The organism is Duganella sp. HH101 (assembly GCF_001758795.1).
GTDB lineage: Bacteria > Pseudomonadota > Gammaproteobacteria > Burkholderiales > Burkholderiaceae_D > Rugamonas > Rugamonas rivuli.
This window is the reverse complement of the sequence record NZ_LRON01000011.1, coordinates 61511-80600: the sequence shown is the minus strand read 5'-3', so window position 1 is coordinate 80600 and position 19090 is coordinate 61511. Positions and strand designations below refer to the sequence as shown.

Below are 19090 nucleotides of genomic sequence, written 5' to 3'. Positions count from 1 at the left end.
CTTTAACGCACCAGGCAAGGACGCTTGGCGTCGAAGCTCCAGCCGGGAACAAGGAACTGCATCGCCACCGCGTCGTTACGCGCGCCCAGGCCCATGTCGAGGTAGCGCTGATGCGCCGCCTCGACTTCGTCCATGTCCAGCTCCACGCCCAGGCCGGCCTTGGCCGGCACCTCGACCATGCCGCCCTTGATCTGCAACGGCGCCTTGGTCAGCCGCTGGCCGTCCTGCCAGATCCAGTGCGTATCGATGGCGGTGATCTTGCCCGGCGCGGCGGCGGCGACGTGCGTGAACATCGCCAGCGACACGTCGAAGTGGTTGTTCGAATGCGAGCCCCAGGTCAGGCCCCACTCATGGCACAGCTGCGCCACGCGCACCGAACCCTGCATGGTCCAGAAATGCGGATCGGCCAGCGGAATATCCACCGACTGCAACTGAATCGCGTGACCCAGCTCGCGCCAGTCGGTGGCGATCATATTGGTGGCGGTGGGCAGGCCGGTGGCGCGGCGGAATTCCGCCATCACCTCGCGGCCCGAGTAGCCGTTCTCCGCGCCGCATGGGTCTTCGGCGTAGGCCAGCACGTGGCCCTGGTCGCGGCACAGGCGGATGGCGTCCTTGAGCAGCCAGCCGCCGTTCGGATCGAGCGTCACGCGCGCGTCGGGAAAGCGTTCGGCCAGCGCGGTGACGGCCTCGATTTCATCCTCGCCGCGCAGCACGCCGCCTTTCAGCTTGAAGTCCTTGAAGCCATAGCGTTCATAGGCCGCTTCGGCCAGCGCCACCACGGCCGCCGCATCCATCGCCGGCTCATGGCGCAGGCGCGACCACTTGTCCGCCGCGCCCGGGTCGCTGGCGTAGGGCAGATTGGTACGGGTGCGGTCGCCGATGAAGAACAGGTAGCCCAGCATCGGCACCTGCGCGCGCTGCTGACCGTCGCCCAATAGCGCGGCCAGCGGCACGTCCAGGTACTGGCCCAGCAGGTCCAGCAGCGCGCACTCGATAGCGGTAACAGCGTGGATCGCGATGCGCAGGTCGAAGGTCTGCAAACCGCGCCCGCCGCTGTCGCGGTCCGCGAAAGCCGTGCGCACCTTGTTCAGCACCGCGTTGTACCGGCCGACCGGCTGGCCGACGATCAGCTGTTGCGCATCCTCCAGCGTGGCGCGTATCGCTTCGCCGCCGGGCACTTCACCCACGCCCTGGTTGCCTGCGCTGTCGGTCAGGATCAGCAGGTTGCGGGTGAAGTAAGGCGCGTGTGCCCCGCTCAGGTTGAGCAGCATGCTGTCCTGCCCTGCGACCGGGATCACGCGCATGGCGGTGACGACGGGCGTGGCGCTGGATTGACGAGTGGTGGTCATGGTTCGGTGTCCGGTGGTTCTGGTTATTTGGATGGCAGCAGCGTGACTGCGCCCTCAAGGCGGATATCGTCGGAGGCGCTGCCGACCATCAGTTTGAAGTCGCCGGCCTCCGCGCCCCAGACCAGCTGGCTGTTAAAGAACGACAGCAGTTCGCGGTCTATCGTGAAGCTCACGCGGCGCTGCTCGCCCGGCAGCAAGTGGACTTTCTGAAAACCCTTCAGCTCCTTCACCGGCCGCACCACCGAGGCGACCAGGTCCCGCAGGTAGAGCTGCACGATCTCGGTGCCCTCGGCCTTGCCGGTGTTGGCCAGGTCGAACGACAGCGTTACCTGTTGCGACGGCGCCATCGCCTTGCTGCTGATCGTCAGGCCGGAGTACTTGAAATCGGTGTAGCTGAGGCCATGGCCGAAGGCGTAGCGCGGCGTGTTAACGGAATCGATGTAGGCCGATTTGTAGACCACGTTCTTCTCGTCGGTGACTGGCCGGCCGGTGCTGTACTGCGCATAGGACAGCGGAATCTGGCCGACGCTGCGCGGGAAGGTGATCGGCAGCTTGCCCGACGGGTTGTAGTCGCCGAACAGCACGTTGGCGACCGCGTTGCCGCCCTCGCTGCCGGGGAACCATGCATAGACGATGGCGTCCGCCTGGTCGGCGATGGTGTTGAACACCAGCGGACGGCCGGCCAGCATCACCACCACGACCGGCTTGCCGGTCGCCTTCAGCGCCGCGAACAGCTGTTCCTGATGGCCGGGCAGCGTGATGTCGGTGCGCGACTTGGCTTCGCCGCTCAAGTCCCAGGTCTCGCCGACGACCAGCACCACCACGTCCGCGCGGGTTGCTGCGGCGACGGCGTCGTCAAAGCCTTCGGTGCCGGTGCAACCGGCGCCGCAAGCCTCGGCATAGCTGACCTCCGCCTTGCCGGCGTGGCTGCGTATGCCTTCAAGGATGCTGACCACGGGGGCGCGGTCGCCCTCCACTACCCAGCCGCCTTCAAGGTCGCGCTTAGCATCGGCCAGCGGCCCGATGACGGCGATCTTCTGCGCGGCGCGCGACAGAGGCAAAGTCTTGGCGGCATTCTTCAGCAGCACCAGGGATTTCTGCGCCACATCCAAGGCGGCGGCGCGGTGCGACGGGTCGGCCAGCACGGCCTTCTCGCGCGCGGCGACCGAGTAGCGGTATGGATCGTCGAACAGGCCAAGCTCGAACTTCTTGTACAGGATGCGGTAGACGGCATCGTCCAGCGTCTTCATTTTCACCTTGCCGGATTTGACGGCATCCTCAAGGTGCTTGATGTGGGCGTAGCTCTCCATGTCCATGTCGCTGCCGGCGTTGATGGCCTTGACCGACGCGTCGGCCAGGTCGGCGGCATAGCCATGCGGGACCATCTCGCGCACCGAACCCCAGTCGCTGACGACGAAGCCCTTGAAGTTCCAACTGCCCTTCAGGATATCGCGCTGCAAGAACAGATTGCCGGTGGCGGGTATGCCGTTCAGCGTGTTGAAGGAGTTCATGAAGGTCGCGGCGCCCGCGTCCAGCGCGGCCTTGAACGGCGGCAGGTAGACTTCGAACAGCTGCTGGTTGCTCATGTCGACCGCGTTGTAGTCGCGGCCCGCCACGGCCGCACCGTAGGCGGCGAAGTGCTTGGCGGTGGCCATCACGGAATCCGTGGCGCCGAGCTGCTTGCCCTGGAAGCCGTGCACGCGCGCGCGCGCGATGGCGGAGCCGAGGAAGGTGTCCTCGCCCGCGCCTTCCATCACGCGGCCCCAGCGCGGATCGCGGGCGATGTCCACCATCGGCGCGAAGGTCCAGTGGATGCCTGCTGCCGCGGCCTCGCGCGCGGCGATGTGGGCCGACTGCTCGATCGCCTCCATGTCCCACGATGCCGACTCGCCCAGCGGAACGGGGAACACGGTGTGGTAGCCGTGGATCACGTCCTGGCCGAACAGCAGCGGAATGTGCAGCCGCGATTGCAGCGCCAACGCCTGGATCTCCCGCGTGTCGGCCACGCCTTTAATGTTGAGCATGGAGCCGACCTTGCCGAGACGGATATCGGCCAGCTTGGCGGCGTAGTCGCTGCTGGTCGGACCTGTGAACAGGCGGCCGGACAGCTGGTGCAGCTGGCCGACCTTCTCGGCCACCGTCATCTGCTTCATCAACGCGGCGACCTTGCGGTCGATCTGCGCGTCCTGTGCGTGGGCCATCAATGGCAGCAGCAAGGCTGCTGCCAGGGCGAGTGTGGTCTTCTTCATGGTCATTTGTATTGCTGCTGTTTTTGGTCGTAGTAAGCCTTCATCGTGTAGAAGGCCAGTTTTTTCTTGCCGGTCTCCGAGATCAGGCCCTTGCGGTTCCAGAAGTCCTGGTAGTACGGGTGCGGGCGGCGCGGCGAGCGGAAGTCGGTCAGCACCCAGGGCGTCATGCCGCGCAGGCCGGGGATCGCGTCCAGCAGCTTGAACTGGTTCTTGTACAGCAGGTCTTGATACTCCTCGCTCCAGCGGGTGTCGTCGTCCGCGTGCAGGCCGCCCAGCGCGTCGGCGCCGAATTCGGTAATGATCACCGGCTTGTTGTAATTGACCTTGAAGGAGAACTTCATCATCTCCTTGTTGTTGGACCAGTACCAGCCGGCATACTCGTTAAAGCTGGCGAGGTCGATCTTGTCGGCCAGCGGATCTTCCACCGTCACCTCGTCGCCCTTGCGGTGCACTTCCAGCGCGGCGCCGACCAGGCGTGTGCGGTCCAGCGTGCGCACGGTATCGGCCAGCTTGCCCATGAAGACATTGCGCGCCTCGCTGACCGGCGTCTCGTTCCCGATCGACCAGATGATGACGCTGGCCCGGTTCCGGTCGCGCGTCACCAGATCGGTCAGCTGCTGGCTGGCGTTGGCGTAGACTTCCGGCTTCTCCCACGAGATGGTCCAGTACACCGGCACCTCGGCCCAGACCAGGATGCCCATCTCGTCGGCCAGCTTGATCATCTCTTCGCTGTGCGGGTAGTGCGCCAGGCGGACGTAGTTGCAGTTCATGTCCTTGGCCCATTGCAGCATCATGCGCATGTCGCCCTCACCGCGCAGGCGGCCCGGTATCAATGGGTTTTCGTCGTGCAGCGAGATCCCGCGCAGGAACACCGACTTCCCATTCAACAGCAGATCCTGTCCGCGCGTTTCGATGGTGCGGAAGCCGATGCGGTCATTGAGCTTGTCGGTGGCGGCGGCGATGGTGACGGTGTAAAGCTTGGGATCTTCCGGCGACCAGTAGCGCATCTTGGTTTTCGCCAGCGGGATGCTGACCGCTGCACGGCCATCGGCGCCGGTGTGCACGGTGGCCTTGACGCCCGCCTCGGGGATGGTGATCGTCACGTCCTGCGAGCGCTGCGCGCCGGTCATCTGCACATAGCCTTCGATGCGGCCCATGTCGCCCTTGGCCAGCTGGATCTGGTAGTCGGCGATGTAGGTGTCCGGCGTTTCGGCCAGCAGCACGTCGCGGGTGATGCCGCCGTAGTTCCACCAGTCGGTGTTCAGCGTCGGGATGTCGTCCTGGTGGCGGGTGTTGTCGGCCTTGACGATGACCGTGTTCTGGCCGTTCAGCAGGCGGCCCGTGACTTCGAACTGGAACGGCGTGAAGCCGCCTTTATGGCTGCCGACCTTCTTGCCGTTCAGGTAGACGTGGGCTTCGTAGTTGACGGCGCCGAAGTAGAGGAAGTAGCGCTTGCCGTCCTTGGGCGCGGCCCGGAACTGCTGGCGCATCCAGACCGTGCCTTCGTAGGTCTCAAGCTTGGCGTTCTGCGAATTCCAGTCGCCGGGGATGGCCAGCGTCGGCGAGCCGTCGAAGCTGTATTCGACGGATTCGGTCTTGTCCTTGGGTTTGCGGTCGTCGTAGAAGCCGCCGGAGCCGGTGGCGGATTGGTCGAACGGCTGGTGGCGGTAGTTGTAGTAGCCCGCCTCATAGGGATCGACGATGTAGTTCCAGCGGCCGTCCAGCAGCAGATGCGTACGGCCGTAGATGTTGTGCAGCGTGGGCGGCTGCTTCGTCATTACCGTCGGCGCGGCGCGGCCGCCTGCGGCTGGCACCACCATTGCCTGGCCCGGGGCCTGGTCATCCTGCGCCCACGCCGCCGCCAGGGCGGACAGGCAGCCCGATACCAATAAGAGCTTCAACACACTACGCATTCAGGTCTCCAAGATTTTATTAACTACTGAATTTGCCTTCGTATCCAGGCGGTGTCGCATCGATTTGCAGCGTGAGGCGCAGCGGCAGCTTGTCCAGCGCCTGCGCCAGATGCGCTTGTGCGGCGGCCAGCACGGCATCGCCGACCGCCTTCACCAGTGCATCGCTGCGGCCCGGCGTGATACGCATGTTCATGTAGACGAAAGCGCGCCCCTGCTCGCCGTCCGCCACCGCGTAATACGCTGCGGGATAGGCTAGCACGCGTGTGCCCAGCAGAGGGAACACCGGTGCGCCCTGGTCGTCCTTCAGCGTCACCAGCGTGTGCGACAACGTCTTGCACAATTCGCCGATGTCGGCGTGCGTGTCGAGATTGGCGGTGTATTCGATTTTTAAGTGCGGCATGTTGTCCTTAGTGGTACTTGATGATCCACTTGATGGTCAGCGGTTCCTTCATCGTCAGCTTGCCGGTGCTGCAGGTGACAAGCGTCTTCATCGCTCCATACGGCGCCATGTAGTCCTTGCTGCCGTTGGTCGGCGCCACCTGGCATTGCTGAAGGCCGGCGACGCTGTATTCGTTCACGTCTCCCTTGGCGAAGGTGACGGTGCCGCCGTCGATGGAAGGCTGCTCCGAGAAGGATGCGAATTCCAGCGTGATCTTCTCCACCTCCTGCGTGCCGACCGGCGTGTAGACGTCGTTGCGCGTAAGCTGGCCGTGCTCCAGCGTGTAGGTGGTCTGCAGCTTGATGCGGCCATCCTTGACCGGCCCTTTCTTGCCCAGGCGGTCCAGTTCATCCTGCCGGTAGCTGACGGTATAGCGCTGGCCGGCCTGGCTGGTCTTGATGTCCTTGATCCACGCCGTGCCGATCAGCTGCGCGCCGTCGGCCATGGTGAACTTGGGCAGCAGCTGCGGATGCGCGCTGCCGCTGTCGGCGATGCCGGACACGATGCCCGGTGCGAACGGCAGCGGGTAGTACGGGCTGTTGTCATGCTGACTGATGCCGCCGTTGATGATGTTCAGGCTGACGACGTGCTTGCCGTCGCGGAAAACGGTCAACGCGCGGTCGTACTCGCCCTGCGCGAAGGTGGTGGTGCTGAACTGCGGCCGCGTCCTGTCCAGCCACGCTTGCAGGTCGGCCTTGGGCGGCGCATCCTTCATGCCGGCCTTGTTCCAGGTGTCATTGGTGTAGATCAGCTGGTGCAGCAGCGAGAAGTTCTCGCCCAGGATGCGGTGCTTGCCGCGATAGGCGTCGGTGCGGCGGCCCTTGCCCCACATGTCCAGCGAGTGCATCGCCGGGTCGTACCAGAAGTCCATGTAGCGTGCGGCCACGCGCGAAGAGAAGGCATATGCGTACTGCTTCTCTTCCGCCGTCAGCACGTCCAGATAGGCGGACACGGACAGGATCTCGACCAGCGCCGTCTCGCCATACGGGCCGAGACTGCGGCCGAAACTGAAGCCGTCGCCGGCGGTATTGCTGACGTTAAGCGCGATGTCGGCCGCCTTGCGCAGCAAGCCTTTCAGCTCGGGTGTCGGTTGCAGGCCGGTCTCCAGGAAGCGCTCGCAGATTTCGGCGATCAGCAGGATGCTGTAACGGTCGAAGCGCCCTTCGCCGTCGGTCTCGTCGGAGAAGCCGAACTTGCCCGAGTACTTCTTGTAATGCGTGAGCATTTTATCGAGCAGGATCTTGCTGCCGCTGTCGTCCTCCCAGCCCATCAGCATGCGCAGGCGCGCGATGCTGAACGCCACGCCGTAGTAGTTGGTCGGCAGGTTGATCAAGTCGTACTGCGGCACCGTGACGAAGGTGCGCCAGTCCAGCTGCTTGCGCAGCTTCTCCAGCGTGGCCGGACTGACCGCCTGTTCCAGCAGGCCCGCTTCCTTCAGTTTGACCAGCGTGCCGATGTAGTAGTAAATGCCCCAGGTGTGGTTGTCCATGCCGACCGTCATATCGGCGATGTCGCGATAGTCGCGCAGCTGCTGCGGCAGCGCCGGATCATCCTTGGCGCTGTTGAGCAGCACATGGCCCAGGCCCGCCGCCACTTTACCCGGCAAGAATTTGTCGCCCGCCTTGAACGGCGCGTAGCCGTCGATGACGATGGCTTCCTTTTCCGCGACCAGCTTCTTGAAGAAGTAGTCCAGCTGCTGATAGGCGTTGTCCTGCACGATGCGGTTCATCGGCGCGGTGGCGGCGGTTTGCGCCGCAGCGCCGCCAGCCAGCAGGGCGGCCAGCGCGATCGCAGACAGGCGGAATCGGGTTGAAATCATGGGGCGGAGGTCTCGGGCTTGAATTGTTTTGGAAAACGTTTAACCTATGTTATGTGATTTTTCTTTGGACGTAAAGCTTCGCGTGAAAAAATCGCTCTAAACGCTGCGGGGGTTGCGGGCGGCTGTGGAGCCGCGCAGTATCAACTGCGGCTCGATCATGCTGAAGGCGGGCGCCGGCTTGCCTTCGACCTGCCCGATCAGCTGCTCCATCGCGGCCGCGCCCAGGCGTTCGCTTTGCAGGTCGACCGTGGTGAGCGGCGGCGAGGTGTAGGCGCCGAACTGGATGTTGTCGAAGCCCGCCACGGAGATGTCGGCCGGCAGCCGGAAGCCCAGCGTCTGCGCGGCTTTCATGAAGCCCAGCGCCATCAGGTCGTTGTAGCAGATCAGCGCATCGGGAGGTTCGGAGCCGAGCATGATGGACGAGCACACACGCTCTCCTTCCAACGCCGACGGCGCGGCCGCATCATGCACGACCAGCGGCACTCCATGCGCGGACAGGCACTCGCGGATGCCGGCCAGGCGCTCCTCATCGCGGCGCGATTTGGAAAAGCCCAGGTAGGCGATCCTGCGGTGGCCCAGCGCCACGAGGTGGCGCGTCAGCATGCAGGCGCCCCGGTGATCGTCGCCCGCCACCCAGGGGATGTCGTGGCCGGCCAGGCGGCCGAAGAACACCATCGGCTTCTCCAGCGCCACCATCCAGTCCATCTCCGATTCCGGTATGCGCGAGATGACGATCAAGCCGTCCACACGGCGGCTCAGCGCCTCCAGCAGGGGGCGTTCGCGGTCCGGGTTTTCCTCGGTATCGACCAGCAGCAGGGTGTAGCCGTGTTCCTGCGCCACGCGGTTGGCGCCCTTGACCACGCTGGTGAAGTGCGGATTGGCGACATCCAGCACCGACAGGCCGATACTCTTGGTGCGGCCCGTGATCATCGACGCCGCCAGCGGATTGGAACGATAGCCCAGGTCCGCGATGACCCGCGTGATGGTCGCCTCCACACCCGGCGAAAAACGCTGGGCGCCGTTGACGAACTTGGACACGGTGGCGGTGGAAACGCCTGCGGCGGCGGCCACATCGCGGATGGTGGGTATCGGTTTTTTCATCAATCCAGTCAATCGGTTTTTATTTTAGCGTGCCATCCGCGTCGATCTTAGCACGCCAAATCCGCCACACACCATATCTACATTGATGCGAAAGCGATTGACCTCGAAAATATATTCGCTATACTTGCGATTAAACGTTTAACTACAAAACATCAAATGACCAATACTTCTAGCGCAAAACCCTTCAAACGCATCCTCCTGACCGGCGCCGGCGGCGGCCTGGGCACCATCCTGCGCGAACGCGCCAAGGCCTGGGCCGACGTGGTCCGCCTGAACGACGTCAAGGACCTCGGCCCGGCGCGCGACGGCGAGGAGATCGTCATCGGCGACCTGGGCGACCGCGACTTCGTGCTGAACATGATGGAAGGCGTGGACGCCGTACTGCATTTTGGCGGCATCTCGGTCGAAGACAAATTCGAACCCATCATGAACGCCAACATCCTCGGCCTGCACCACCTGTACGAAGCGGTGCACAAGTGCGGTGTCAAGCGCGTGATCTACGCCAGCTCCAGCCACGTGGTGGGCTACTACGAAACCACGGAGCTGGTTGACGCGACCATGCCGCTGCGTCCCGACGGTTTCTACGGCGTCTCCAAGGCCTTCGGCGAAGCGCTGTCGCGCTACTACTACGACCGCTTCGGCACGGAGACCGTCTGCCTGCGCATCGGCTCCTCCTTCCCGGAGCCGAAGAACAGCCGCATGATGATCACCTACCTGGCCTACGACGACCTGGTGGAACTGATCCGCTGCTCGCTGTTCACGCCGCGCGTGGGCCATACCATCACCTTCGGCACCTCGGACAATCCGACCAAATGGTGGGACAACAAGCACGCCTCGCACCTGGGCTATGTGCCGAAGCACAGCTCCAGCCAGTTCGCCGGCAACTTCCCCGACAGCGCGGCCTACCCTGCGGCGGGCGATGCGCCCACCATCTACCAGGGCGGCCCGTTCGTCACCGCAGGACCGATGTACAAATAATGCCCCAACCTCAAAAAATATAAACGAGACGCCCACATGAACCCAACGTATCTGCACGCCGCCGTGCTGGCCGCCTTCGCGGCGGCGCTGCCCGCATCATCAGTCTTCGCCGCGGAAGTATCGGCCGCCATCAATCCGAAAGCGGTATTGAGCGTAATGGAGCGCGTGGCGGACTGGCAGCTCGCCAACCCAAGCAAGCACCGCACCGACGACTGGACGCAGGCGGTAGGCGATACCGGCTTCATGGCGCTGGTGGGCATCTCGGGCGACCGCAAATACCGCGACGCCATGATTGCGGTCGGCGACAAGAACGAATGGAAGCTGGGACCCAACCACTACCACGCGGACGATCACATCATCGGCCAGACCTACGCCGAGCTGTATCTGCAATTGCGCGATCCGAAGATGATCGCCGCCATGCGCGCCAGCTTCGACGACATCCTGGCCAACCGCCGCACCGGCACGCTGGACTTCACCGTCAAGGGCAACCAGGACCGCTGGTCGTGGTGCGACGCGCTGTTCATGGGTCCACCGACCTGGCTGCGCCTGTGGTCCGTCACCGGCGACCAGCGCTACCTGGACTTCGCCGTCAGCGAATGGTGGGTGACGTCGGACTACCTGTACGACAAGGAAGCCCACCTCTACTTCAGAGACAGCAAATACTTCGACAAGCGCGAAGCCAACGGCGAGAAGGTCTACTGGGGACGCGGCAACGGCTGGGTGATGGGCGGCCTGGTACGCATGCTGCAATACCTGCCGGCCAATCACCCTGCCCGTCCGCGCTTCGAGCAGCAGTACAAGGAGATGTCGGCCAAGCTGCTGACGCTTCAACAACCGGACGGCCTGTGGCGCGCCAGCCTGCTGGACCCGGCCAGCTATCCGTTGAAGGAATCAAGCGGCTCGGCGCTGTATGCCTACGCCTTCGCCTGGGGCGTCAACCAGGGACTGCTCGACGCCAAGACCTACAAGCCCGCCGTGCAAAAGGTGTGGAGCGCACTGGTGGCCAACGTGCAGGCGGACGGCAAACTGACCCACGTGCAGCCTATCGGCCAGGATCCAAAATCCTTCGACAACGACGCCACCGAAGTGTATGGCGTCGGCGGCTTCCTGCTGGCCGGCAGCGAGGTGTATCGCATGGCGGTGCTGGACAAGGCCAAGCCGCAGACCGTCGCCGTGGCCAACGGCACCGACGGCCTGCGCGGCGATGAGCTGGTGGAAGTCAAGCTCGCTGGCGGCATCAAGGCGCCGGTGGTGATGGACGCCGCCACATCGGCGATCCTGAATTCGCAAGTCATCGGCGGCAAGCAGCTGCTGTTCTCCGTGAACGTGCCGGCCGGCGACACGCGCCGCTACCTGGTGCTGCCGGCCGAACGCCTGGCGGCGACGCCGCCGGCCGACGTCAAGACGCACGCGCGCTTCGTGCCGGAACGCCTGGACGACTTCGCGTGGGAAAGCGACCGCACCGTGCACCGCGTCTACGGTCCGGCCATCATCAAGGATCCGAAGGAGCACCTGATCAGCAGCGGCGTGGACGTGTGGGTCAAGAAGGTGCGCTACCCGGTGGTGGACAAGTGGTACAAGAACGGCGCCTATCACAAGGACGCAGGCGAAGGCCTGGACTACTACCACGTGGGCCAGAACCGCGGCTGCGGCGGCACCACCATTTACGCAGACAACGCCCTGCACAACTCATCCAACTTCCAGAGCTGGAAGGTGCTGGCCGACGGTCCGCTGCGCTCCGTGTTCGAACTCACATTCGGCAAATGGGATGCGGGCAATGGCCGCATGGTCTCCGAAGTGAAGCGCTTCTCCATCGACGCCGGCTCCAACATGACCCGCGTCGAGAGCCGCTACAGCGCCAGCGGCAAAGGCCCGCTGACGGTGGGCGTGGGCATCGTGCAGCGCGACGGCCAGGGCGACTACGTGACCGACGCCGCCGGCGGCTGGTCCAGCTACTGGGAGCCGCAGCATGGCGACGACGGCATCACCGGCTGCGGCGTGATCCTGCCGGCCGGCGCCAGCGGCTTCACCGTCGCCGACAAGCAGCAGCTGGCGCTGGGCACAGTGCAGCCCAACCAACCGGGCCAGCCCTTCGTCTACTACTTCGGCGCGGGCTGGAACAAGAGCGGCGATTTCGCCGACGGCGCGGCGTGGCAGGCCTACGTGCGCAACTACGCGCAGAAGCTGAAGGCGCCGTTGAAGGTCAGTTCAAAGTAGGCGCAGCACCGCCGGCGATCCGCGCGATTGCCGGCGTATTTTTTCATCATAAGTGGAAGCGATTCCACAAAGCACTTAATAATAATTGGAGACACGATGAACACTCACAACCTCACGCTGCGGCCCATCACGGCCGCAGTCGCCATCGCCCTGTTCGGGCTGGGCGCAGCCTCTGCGCAGCAGGCCGCGCCGGTAGACAGCGGCAAGCTCGAATCGGTGGTCGTCACCGCCAACAAGCGCGCCCAGAACCTGCAGGACGTGCCGGCCTCGATCACCGTGCTCGGCGACGCCGTGCTGCAACGCTCCAACGTGCGCGACCTGGAGGATATCCCCTCGCTGTCGCCGGCGCTGACGCTGTCCTACGGCAGCCAGCCGGGCAACTTCAGCATCAATATGCGCGGCATCGGCACCTTCTCGCTGGGCATCGGCGTCGAGGCCGACGTCTCGGTCATCGTCGACGATATCCCGCAGGGCATGCAGGCGGGCGCCTTCAAGGACCTGGCCGACGTCTACCGCATCGAGGTGCTGAAGGGGCCGCAGTCCACGCTGTTCGGCAAGAGCTCCATCGCGGGCGCGCTCAACATCACCACCAAGCCGATCGGCGGCCCGCTCAAGACCACCGTCAGCACCTATCTCACCGACGACCATGAATGGCGGGCCGGCTTCAGCGTCGGCGGCGCCGTGTCGGACACGCTGCGCCTGCGCCTGGCTGCCAGCAAGACCAGCTACCAGGGCACGCTCAACGACCTGACCACCGGCGGCCACCTGAACGGCAGCAAGGGCGACAACCTCAGCGGAAAACTGGAGTGGACCCCGACCGAGCAGCTGACCGTCACCCTGACGCCGCACTACAACCGCACCGAGAAGTTCTGCTGCTCCAACGCCTACAGCTATATGTCGCCGGGCGGCATCTACCGCAACGCGCCGCAGCTGCCGGCCTCGCTGGTACTGGCCGGCATCAACATCGGCCCGGGCAACCGCGACGTGCGCAACGATTACCCGACCGGCGGCAAGTTCCACGACGTCGGCACCGGCGTCAAGCTGGACTGGGCCTTCGATCCGAACGGCCCGCTGGCCGGCCACACGCTGAGCTCGATCTCGTCCTACGGCCGCTACCACATGGACGATTACCAGGACAACGACAACACCGACATCGACATCCTGCCCTTCCTGCTGCTGCCGAACGGCCAGCCGACCGGCATGCACGGCGGCCTGTTCCAGTACGGCTCGTTCGATGTGCATTCGACCACGCAGGAGCTGCGCCTGACCTCGCCGGACAAGGGCGCGGTACGCTACGTGGCCGGCCTGTGGTACGGCAAGAACTGGCTGAACCGCGAGCTGACCAAGGCGCCGCTGATCCAGGCCTACGGCACGTCCTACGGCGCCGACGCGTGGAATATCAGCAAGGCCATCTACGGACAGGGTTCGTGGGACTTCGTGCCGAACACCAGCCTGATCGTGGGCGGCCGCTACAACGATGAAGACACCGGCTACAACTTCCGCCGCTACACGGTGCCGCCGCAGGCGCACGCGCTGACCGAGTACTATCACAAGGAAGACAACGACAAGAGCTTCACCGGCAAGCTGGGCCTGGAGCACCGCATCGACAAGGACAGCATGGTCTACGGCATGGCGTCGACCGGCCACAAGGGCGTGGCCTACGACCTGACGTCCGGCTTCACGTCGGCCACCGCCAAGCTGCCGGCCGTCAAGCCTGAGACGGCGCGCAGCTACGAGATCGGCCTGAAGCAAAGCCTGCTGGACAACCGCGCCATGTTCAGCCTGGCGCTGTTCCGCACCAACTTCAAGAACTTCCAGCAATCGTCGAGCTTCTTCGATGCCGACGGCACCTATCGCACCGGCCTGAACAGCATCGGCGGCCTGCGCACGGAGGGCGTGGAGCTGGAAGGCAGCGTGCGCGTGACGCGCGAGCTGCAACTGAACGGCAGCTTCGCCTACACCAAGGCCACCGTGCAGTCGTTCGAGAACGGCCCGTGCTACAACGTGCTGAACGCCACCGGAACGGGCACCATTCCCGGCCCCGGCTGCGTCAACAGTCCGAAGTACAACAACACCAACGTCCAGGATCTGGCGGGCAAGACCTTGCCTAATGCGCCCAAGGTCAAGGTCAACCTGGGCGGCCAATACGACCTGGTGTTGCCGTCGCAGAGCTTCAACGGCTTCGTCGCGGCCACCACGCGCTACCAGAGCCGCACGCAGTTCTCGCTGAGCCAGGATCCGATGACGATACAGGGCGCCTACAGCATCACCAACCTGAGCTTCGGCGTGAAGGACAAGCAGGACCGCTACAAGTTCACCTTCCTGGTCAACAACCTGTTCGACAAGCGCTACGCGGCGGGGCTGAACAACGGCTATGCCAACAGCAACTGGAGCAGCAAGGCGCCCAATACGCCGCTGGTGGTCAACACCACCGAATGGCTGCCGCCGCGCGACTATCAGCGCTACTTCGGCGCGCGCCTGGACATGACGTTCTAATAGTCGCATCTCCCTCGCGACCCTGCCATCAGGTCGCTCTCACGCCCTCCATCCACGCGGCTTCCCCGCGCGGATGGAGGGCTTTTTTATGGTTGAGATCAATAAAGAGTTGTTGATAAACGCCGGGGCAAATCGGCATCATATTTTAGGCCATCAATTTCGTCGCTGCTCAAATCCGCCAAGATCGTTCCAGGGCTCGGCAAATCCCCACGATCCCGATGCCTGGACGGGTCCCAGAGATGCGAACGAAGTATCGCGCGCGAGCACTGGAAGAACACCGCGTTGACTTTCACGACCAATACGGAAAGCGGCGATTTGCCGTCGATACTGAAGGCTGACAGCAAACCCGGAGCGACTTGAATCGATGCAGTACCATTGACCCGCAACGTTTCTCCAATCCCCGGGATCAAAAAGATGAGAGAGACCCGGGAATCATGCAGGACGTTCCGCAGGCTGTCTATTCGATTGTTCCCGCGACGATCGGGAAGGAGCAAGGTATGTTCGTCGTGGACCCGGACAAAACCAGCGGGGTCGCCTCGGGGAGACACATCGAGACCGTCCGATCCGCATGTTGCCAGCAGGGCAAACGGCGCCGCCTCGATGAATTTTCGATAGTGCGGATGAATGTATGCCACTTCTTTTTTTATCGACGCTGCGGCAGGCGTTCCGTAAATCGCTTCAAGCGCCGCGATATCCGAAACGATTTGGCTGTCAAGCTGTAACAAGCTCTACTCCCTATGCTGATAGATGGGCTCTTGCGGTAACAGCAGAACCTCCGGCGATCGCTCCTGGTGGCTGCCTGGATATCGATTCTACCCGACGGGGCGGCTTATTCAGCTTTCAGTTGCAGGCGCTTGATCGCGCCGTTCTTGCCATAGGTGGCCGACACCAGCAGCGGCTTGCCGCATTGGGTGCGGTACAGATAGGTGCGCTCTTCGCCGTCGACGGTGCGCCGCAGCAGCTCCAGCGGCGGCGCGGCCTGGGCCGCGCAGGCGCGCAGCAGCGCCGCGCCCTCGGCCGCCGGATCGACCGCCATCTTCGCGACGGCCGCCGCCACCTGCTGCGTCACCTCCGGCTCCACATCCTCGATCGCCCTGGGCGCTTGCGCCAGCGCGCAGCCGGATGCCAGCGCGAGCGGCAGCAGCAGGGAAAACAGTCGTTGCATCGCTTGCCTTTCGTTGGGTATTTGGGCTCCATCTTAGCGCCGCCCGCGCGCCGCCGCTATGTCTCATTTTTAACAGAATCACACAAAGTGTCTAAAAACGCCTGATTTTACAAATGGCAAAAAGGCGTGGCTATACTCGTTTGGCACCCACAAGGCTCGCATCCAAACTACATCCCATTTAAAGGAGTCCATGCAGCATGCGCCAATTTGCCCGCCCACTACTTGCTTCCCTGATCGTCCTGGCCTACGCGGGTACCGCGCACGCCGGCAGCTACTCGGTTGAAAACCTGACGGTATTCTCCGGCACCGCGGCCACCTCGGCCGACGACGTGCTGCGCCAGAACGCCGCCCGCTTCGGCCTGCCCGCCTCGCTGAGCAACCTGGGCCTGGTCAAGGTGCAGGAATCCCTGACCGGCAAGCACTACCACTACCAGCAAATGCTGCGCGGCCTGCCGGTGGACCGGGCCGAGATCATCATCTCGATCGGCAAGAACGGCCAGCTGCAAAAGATCTTCAACGAAACCCGCTACATCTCCGACAAGGTCGACGCCAGCGCCGTCAACCAGTTGTACAACCAGGCCCAGATCAGCGAAGACCAGGCACTGGACAAAGCCTGGACCAATATGAAGGTGCAGCATCCGCTGGTGGCCACGCCATCGACCGAACTGGTGTGGGTGCCGACCAAGGACGGCGTGCAACTGGCCCGCAAGGTGCGCATCGAGGCGCAAATGCCGACCGGCGGCTTCGTGCAATACCTGAACGCGCATGACGGCGCGGTCATCGATTCCTACTCCACCTCGCTGCCGCGCAAGGGCGAGCGTTCGCTGGCCGCGCGTGCCGCGTCGGCCGGCCCCGTGCTGGACCGCACCGCCGCCACCAAGGCCGTGAACAGCAGCCAGAACTCGCGCTCGCAGCTGAGTGCGCAATCGGCCGCCGTGGCGCTGGCCACGCCGTCCGGCATCAACGGTTCCGGCTACGCCTTCGATCCCGATCCGCGCACCGTGCTCAACACCGACGCGCTGACCGACACCTCGCCCGCCTCCGCCTTCGACGCCGCCTACTCGACCAAGACGCTGCGCGACCTGACCGTGACCGGCGGCGTGTACAAGCTGAGCGGCCCGTTCGTCAACATCAAGAACATCGAATCCCCGGCCACCGCGCCCAGCACCACCACCAACGGCGTGTGGACGGCCAAGCGCGGCAGCAACGCCTTCGACGACACCAACGTCTACTTCCACCTGGACCAGAGCCAGCGCTACATCCAGTCGCTGGGCTTCACCGGCACCAAGTCCATCATCAACCGTCCGCTGGACGTCGACACCGACGGCGTCAACGGCGACGACAACTCGCACTACAGCGGCGGCGCCGCCGGCTCGGACTACCTGGCCTTCGGCCACGGCTGCGTCAACGACAGCGAAGACGCCGACGTCATCCTGCACGAATACGGCCACGGCATCCAGGCCAACATCAATTCGAGCTGGAGCGGCGGCGACACCGGCGCCATGGGCGAAGGTTTCGGCGACTACTGGGCCGCGTCCTACTCCTACAGCACGCCGAACGGCAAGATCTACCATCCGGAATGGGCGTTCAGCTGGGACGGCCACGGCGCCTGCTGGGGCGGCCGCCTGCTGAACCGCACCAACGTCAAGTACAACGCCGCCAAGACCTACGGCGCGCACCAGTCCGTGACCGAGAACGGCATCACCTTCCAGTCCGACGAACTGTGGTCGGCGCCGCTGTACCAGTCCATGGTGGAGCTGATCGCCGCCGGCAAGCCGCGCGCCAATATCGACCAGATCATCCTGGAGGCGCACTTCGGCCTGGGCAGCAACATCAAGATGCCGGCCATGGCCACCGCCATCGTCAACGCGGCCAAGGCGCTGTACCCGTCGGACCTGAGCTACGCCAACACCTTCCAGGCCAAGTTCGAGGCGCAGAACATCCTGTCGTCGGTGGTCAGCGGCCCGACCATCAACGAAGTGGAGAGCAACAACACCACCGCCACCGCGCAGGCCGTCAGCACCGCCGGCACCACGGTCAACGGCACGTTCAGCGCCTCGTCCGACGTCGACTACTACAAGATCGTGCTGCCGGCCGGCAAAACGCTGACCGTCACGCTGGCGCCGAACGCCAGCTCGGACTACGACCTGGAGCTGTACAACAGCGCCGGCACCAAGGTGGCGTCCAGCACCAACGGCACGGGCTCGGCCGACAGCGTCAGCTACGGCACCGCCGGCACGCTGTACGCCAAGGTCATCTATTACAGCGGCGGCACCGGCGCCACCAGCGGCAAGTACACGCTCAAGGCCAGCTGGTAATCGCACCCGACGCAGTACGCAGGTCTTCTTCCAACGCCCCGTTCCGGGGCGTTTTTTTTGTCCCGGCGGGGAAAAGCCCATTACCCTTGAGTCAGATTCAGAATCGGAGGCCGCGAACATGGTAAGCTTCGACCCCGGCGCTCCACGTGAGGCCCCACTCCCACCAACTCATTACTTACCTCATGGATATCGTTCTCGCACTCAAAGCCCTGATCATGGGCCTGGTAGAAGGTTTCACCGAATTTCTGCCGATCTCCTCGACCGGCCACCTGATTCTGGCGGAACACCTGCTGGGCTTCCATGGCCTGGAAGAAAAAATGAAAGTGTTCGAGATCGTCATCCAGGCGGGCGCCATCTTCGCCGTCTGCTGGGAGTACCGCGCGCGCATCGCCGCCGTGCTGACCGGCCTGGGCGACCCGAAACAGCAGCGCTTCGCGCTCAACGTGCTGATCGCCTTCCTGCCGGCCGCCGTGCTGGGCGTGCTGTTCAGCAAAGCCATCAAGGCCAAGCTGTTCGCGCCGGTGCCGGTGGCGCTGGCCTTCATCGTCGGCGGCTTCGTCATCCTGTGGGTGGAAAAGCGCGAAAAAGACAATCCGGCCATGGCCCGCATCAATTCGGTCGACGACATCACGCCGAAGGACGCGCTCAAGATCGGCATCGCCCAGGCGTTCGCGCTGATCCCGGGCACCAGCCGCTCCGGCGCCACCATCATGGGCAGCATGATCTTCGGCTTCTCGCGCAAGGTCGCGACCGAGTTCTCGTTCTTCCTGGCGATCCCCACGCTGCTGGGCGCCACCGTGTATTCGCTGTACAAGGAACGCGCGCTGCTGTCGGCCTCCGACCTGCCGCTGTTCTCCATCGGCACCGTGGCGGCCTTCGTCTCGGCCTTCCTGTGCGTGCGCTGGCTGCTGCGCTACATCAGCTCGCACACCTTCACCGCGTTCGCGTGGTATCGCATCGCCTTCGGCCTGATGGTGCTTGTCACCGGTTACTCCGGCGTCATCGTCTGGGCCGATTAAACCTTTTTGTAGTTTTGTCGTCGGAAT

The 19090-nt window shown here is 64.0% G+C and carries 13 protein-coding genes; 5 read left to right on the top strand and 8 right to left on the bottom strand.

All coding sequences use genetic code 11. From position 1 onward, the window contains the following. Positions 1-2 precede the first annotated feature (2 nt). From gudD to DUGA2_RS18330, 6 genes are all read right to left on the bottom strand, one after another. The gene (gene gudD / locus DUGA2_RS18355) at positions 3-1349 is read right to left on the bottom strand and encodes a glucarate dehydratase (protein WP_070270930.1); all 1347 of its coding nucleotides are present in this window, start codon (positions 1347-1349) and stop codon (positions 3-5) included. Positions 1350-1372: 23 nt separating this feature from the next. After that, positions 1373-3598, bottom strand: coding sequence for a glycoside hydrolase family 3 N-terminal domain-containing protein (locus DUGA2_RS18350; protein ID WP_070271072.1), 2226 nt, complete (start codon positions 3596-3598; stop codon positions 1373-1375). 2 nt (positions 3599-3600) lie between these two features. After that, the gene (locus DUGA2_RS18345) at positions 3601-5511 is read right to left on the bottom strand and encodes a glycoside hydrolase family 2 protein (protein WP_070270929.1); all 1911 of its coding nucleotides are present in this window, start codon (positions 5509-5511) and stop codon (positions 3601-3603) included. Positions 5512-5530: 19 nt separating this feature from the next. Beyond that, positions 5531-5911, bottom strand: coding sequence for a 5-carboxymethyl-2-hydroxymuconate isomerase (locus DUGA2_RS18340; protein ID WP_070270928.1), 381 nt, complete (start codon positions 5909-5911; stop codon positions 5531-5533). A gap of 7 nt (positions 5912-5918) precedes the next feature. Continuing rightward, complete coding sequence (locus tag DUGA2_RS18335; RefSeq protein WP_070270927.1) at positions 5919-7769, bottom strand: hypothetical protein; 1851 nt, start codon at positions 7767-7769, stop codon at positions 5919-5921. A gap of 96 nt (positions 7770-7865) precedes the next feature. Beyond that, positions 7866-8870 (bottom strand): LacI family DNA-binding transcriptional regulator, encoded by a 1005-nt coding sequence (locus tag DUGA2_RS18330; RefSeq protein WP_070270926.1) that lies wholly within the window; start codon positions 8868-8870, stop codon positions 7866-7868. 156 nt (positions 8871-9026) lie between these two features. Between DUGA2_RS18330 and DUGA2_RS18325 the strand changes: the two genes are divergently transcribed. The 3 genes from DUGA2_RS18325 to DUGA2_RS18315 all read left to right on the top strand — a co-directional run bounded on the left by DUGA2_RS18325 (position 9027) and on the right by DUGA2_RS18315 (position 14561). Beyond that, the gene (locus DUGA2_RS18325; RefSeq protein WP_070270925.1) at positions 9027-9848 is read left to right on the top strand and encodes an NAD(P)-dependent oxidoreductase; all 822 of its coding nucleotides are present in this window, start codon (positions 9027-9029) and stop codon (positions 9846-9848) included. A gap of 36 nt (positions 9849-9884) precedes the next feature. Beyond that, positions 9885-12065: a glycoside hydrolase family 88 protein gene (locus tag DUGA2_RS18320; RefSeq protein WP_070270924.1), complete on the top strand. Its 2181-nt coding sequence runs from the start codon at positions 9885-9887 to the stop codon at positions 12063-12065. Positions 12066-12161: 96 nt separating this feature from the next. Then, on the top strand, positions 12162-14561 hold the full coding sequence (locus DUGA2_RS18315; RefSeq protein ID WP_070270923.1) for a TonB-dependent receptor: 2400 nt from the start codon (positions 12162-12164) through the stop codon (positions 14559-14561). Between the two features lie 98 nt (positions 14562-14659). Here DUGA2_RS18315 and DUGA2_RS32790 read toward each other — a convergent pair whose 3' ends face one another. Continuing rightward, entirely contained in the window at positions 14660-15286 is a 627-nt protein-coding gene (locus tag DUGA2_RS32790; RefSeq protein WP_071658944.1) for a pyridoxamine 5'-phosphate oxidase family protein, read from the bottom strand. 104 nt (positions 15287-15390) lie between these two features. Next, a complete protein-coding gene (locus tag DUGA2_RS18305; RefSeq protein ID WP_070270921.1) occupies positions 15391-15726 on the bottom strand; it encodes a hypothetical protein in 336 nt (111 codons plus the stop codon). A gap of 197 nt (positions 15727-15923) precedes the next feature. Here DUGA2_RS18305 and DUGA2_RS18300 point away from each other — a divergent pair, with 197 nt between their 5' ends. Both DUGA2_RS18300 and DUGA2_RS18295 read left to right on the top strand, forming a co-directional pair. After that, entirely contained in the window at positions 15924-18044 is a 2121-nt protein-coding gene (locus DUGA2_RS18300; protein ID WP_070270920.1) for a M36 family metallopeptidase, read from the top strand. A 182-nt stretch (positions 18045-18226) separates the two neighbouring features. After that, positions 18227-19063: an undecaprenyl-diphosphate phosphatase gene (locus DUGA2_RS18295; protein WP_070270919.1), complete on the top strand. Its 837-nt coding sequence runs from the start codon at positions 18227-18229 to the stop codon at positions 19061-19063. The last annotated feature ends 27 nt before the right edge of the window (positions 19064-19090 follow it).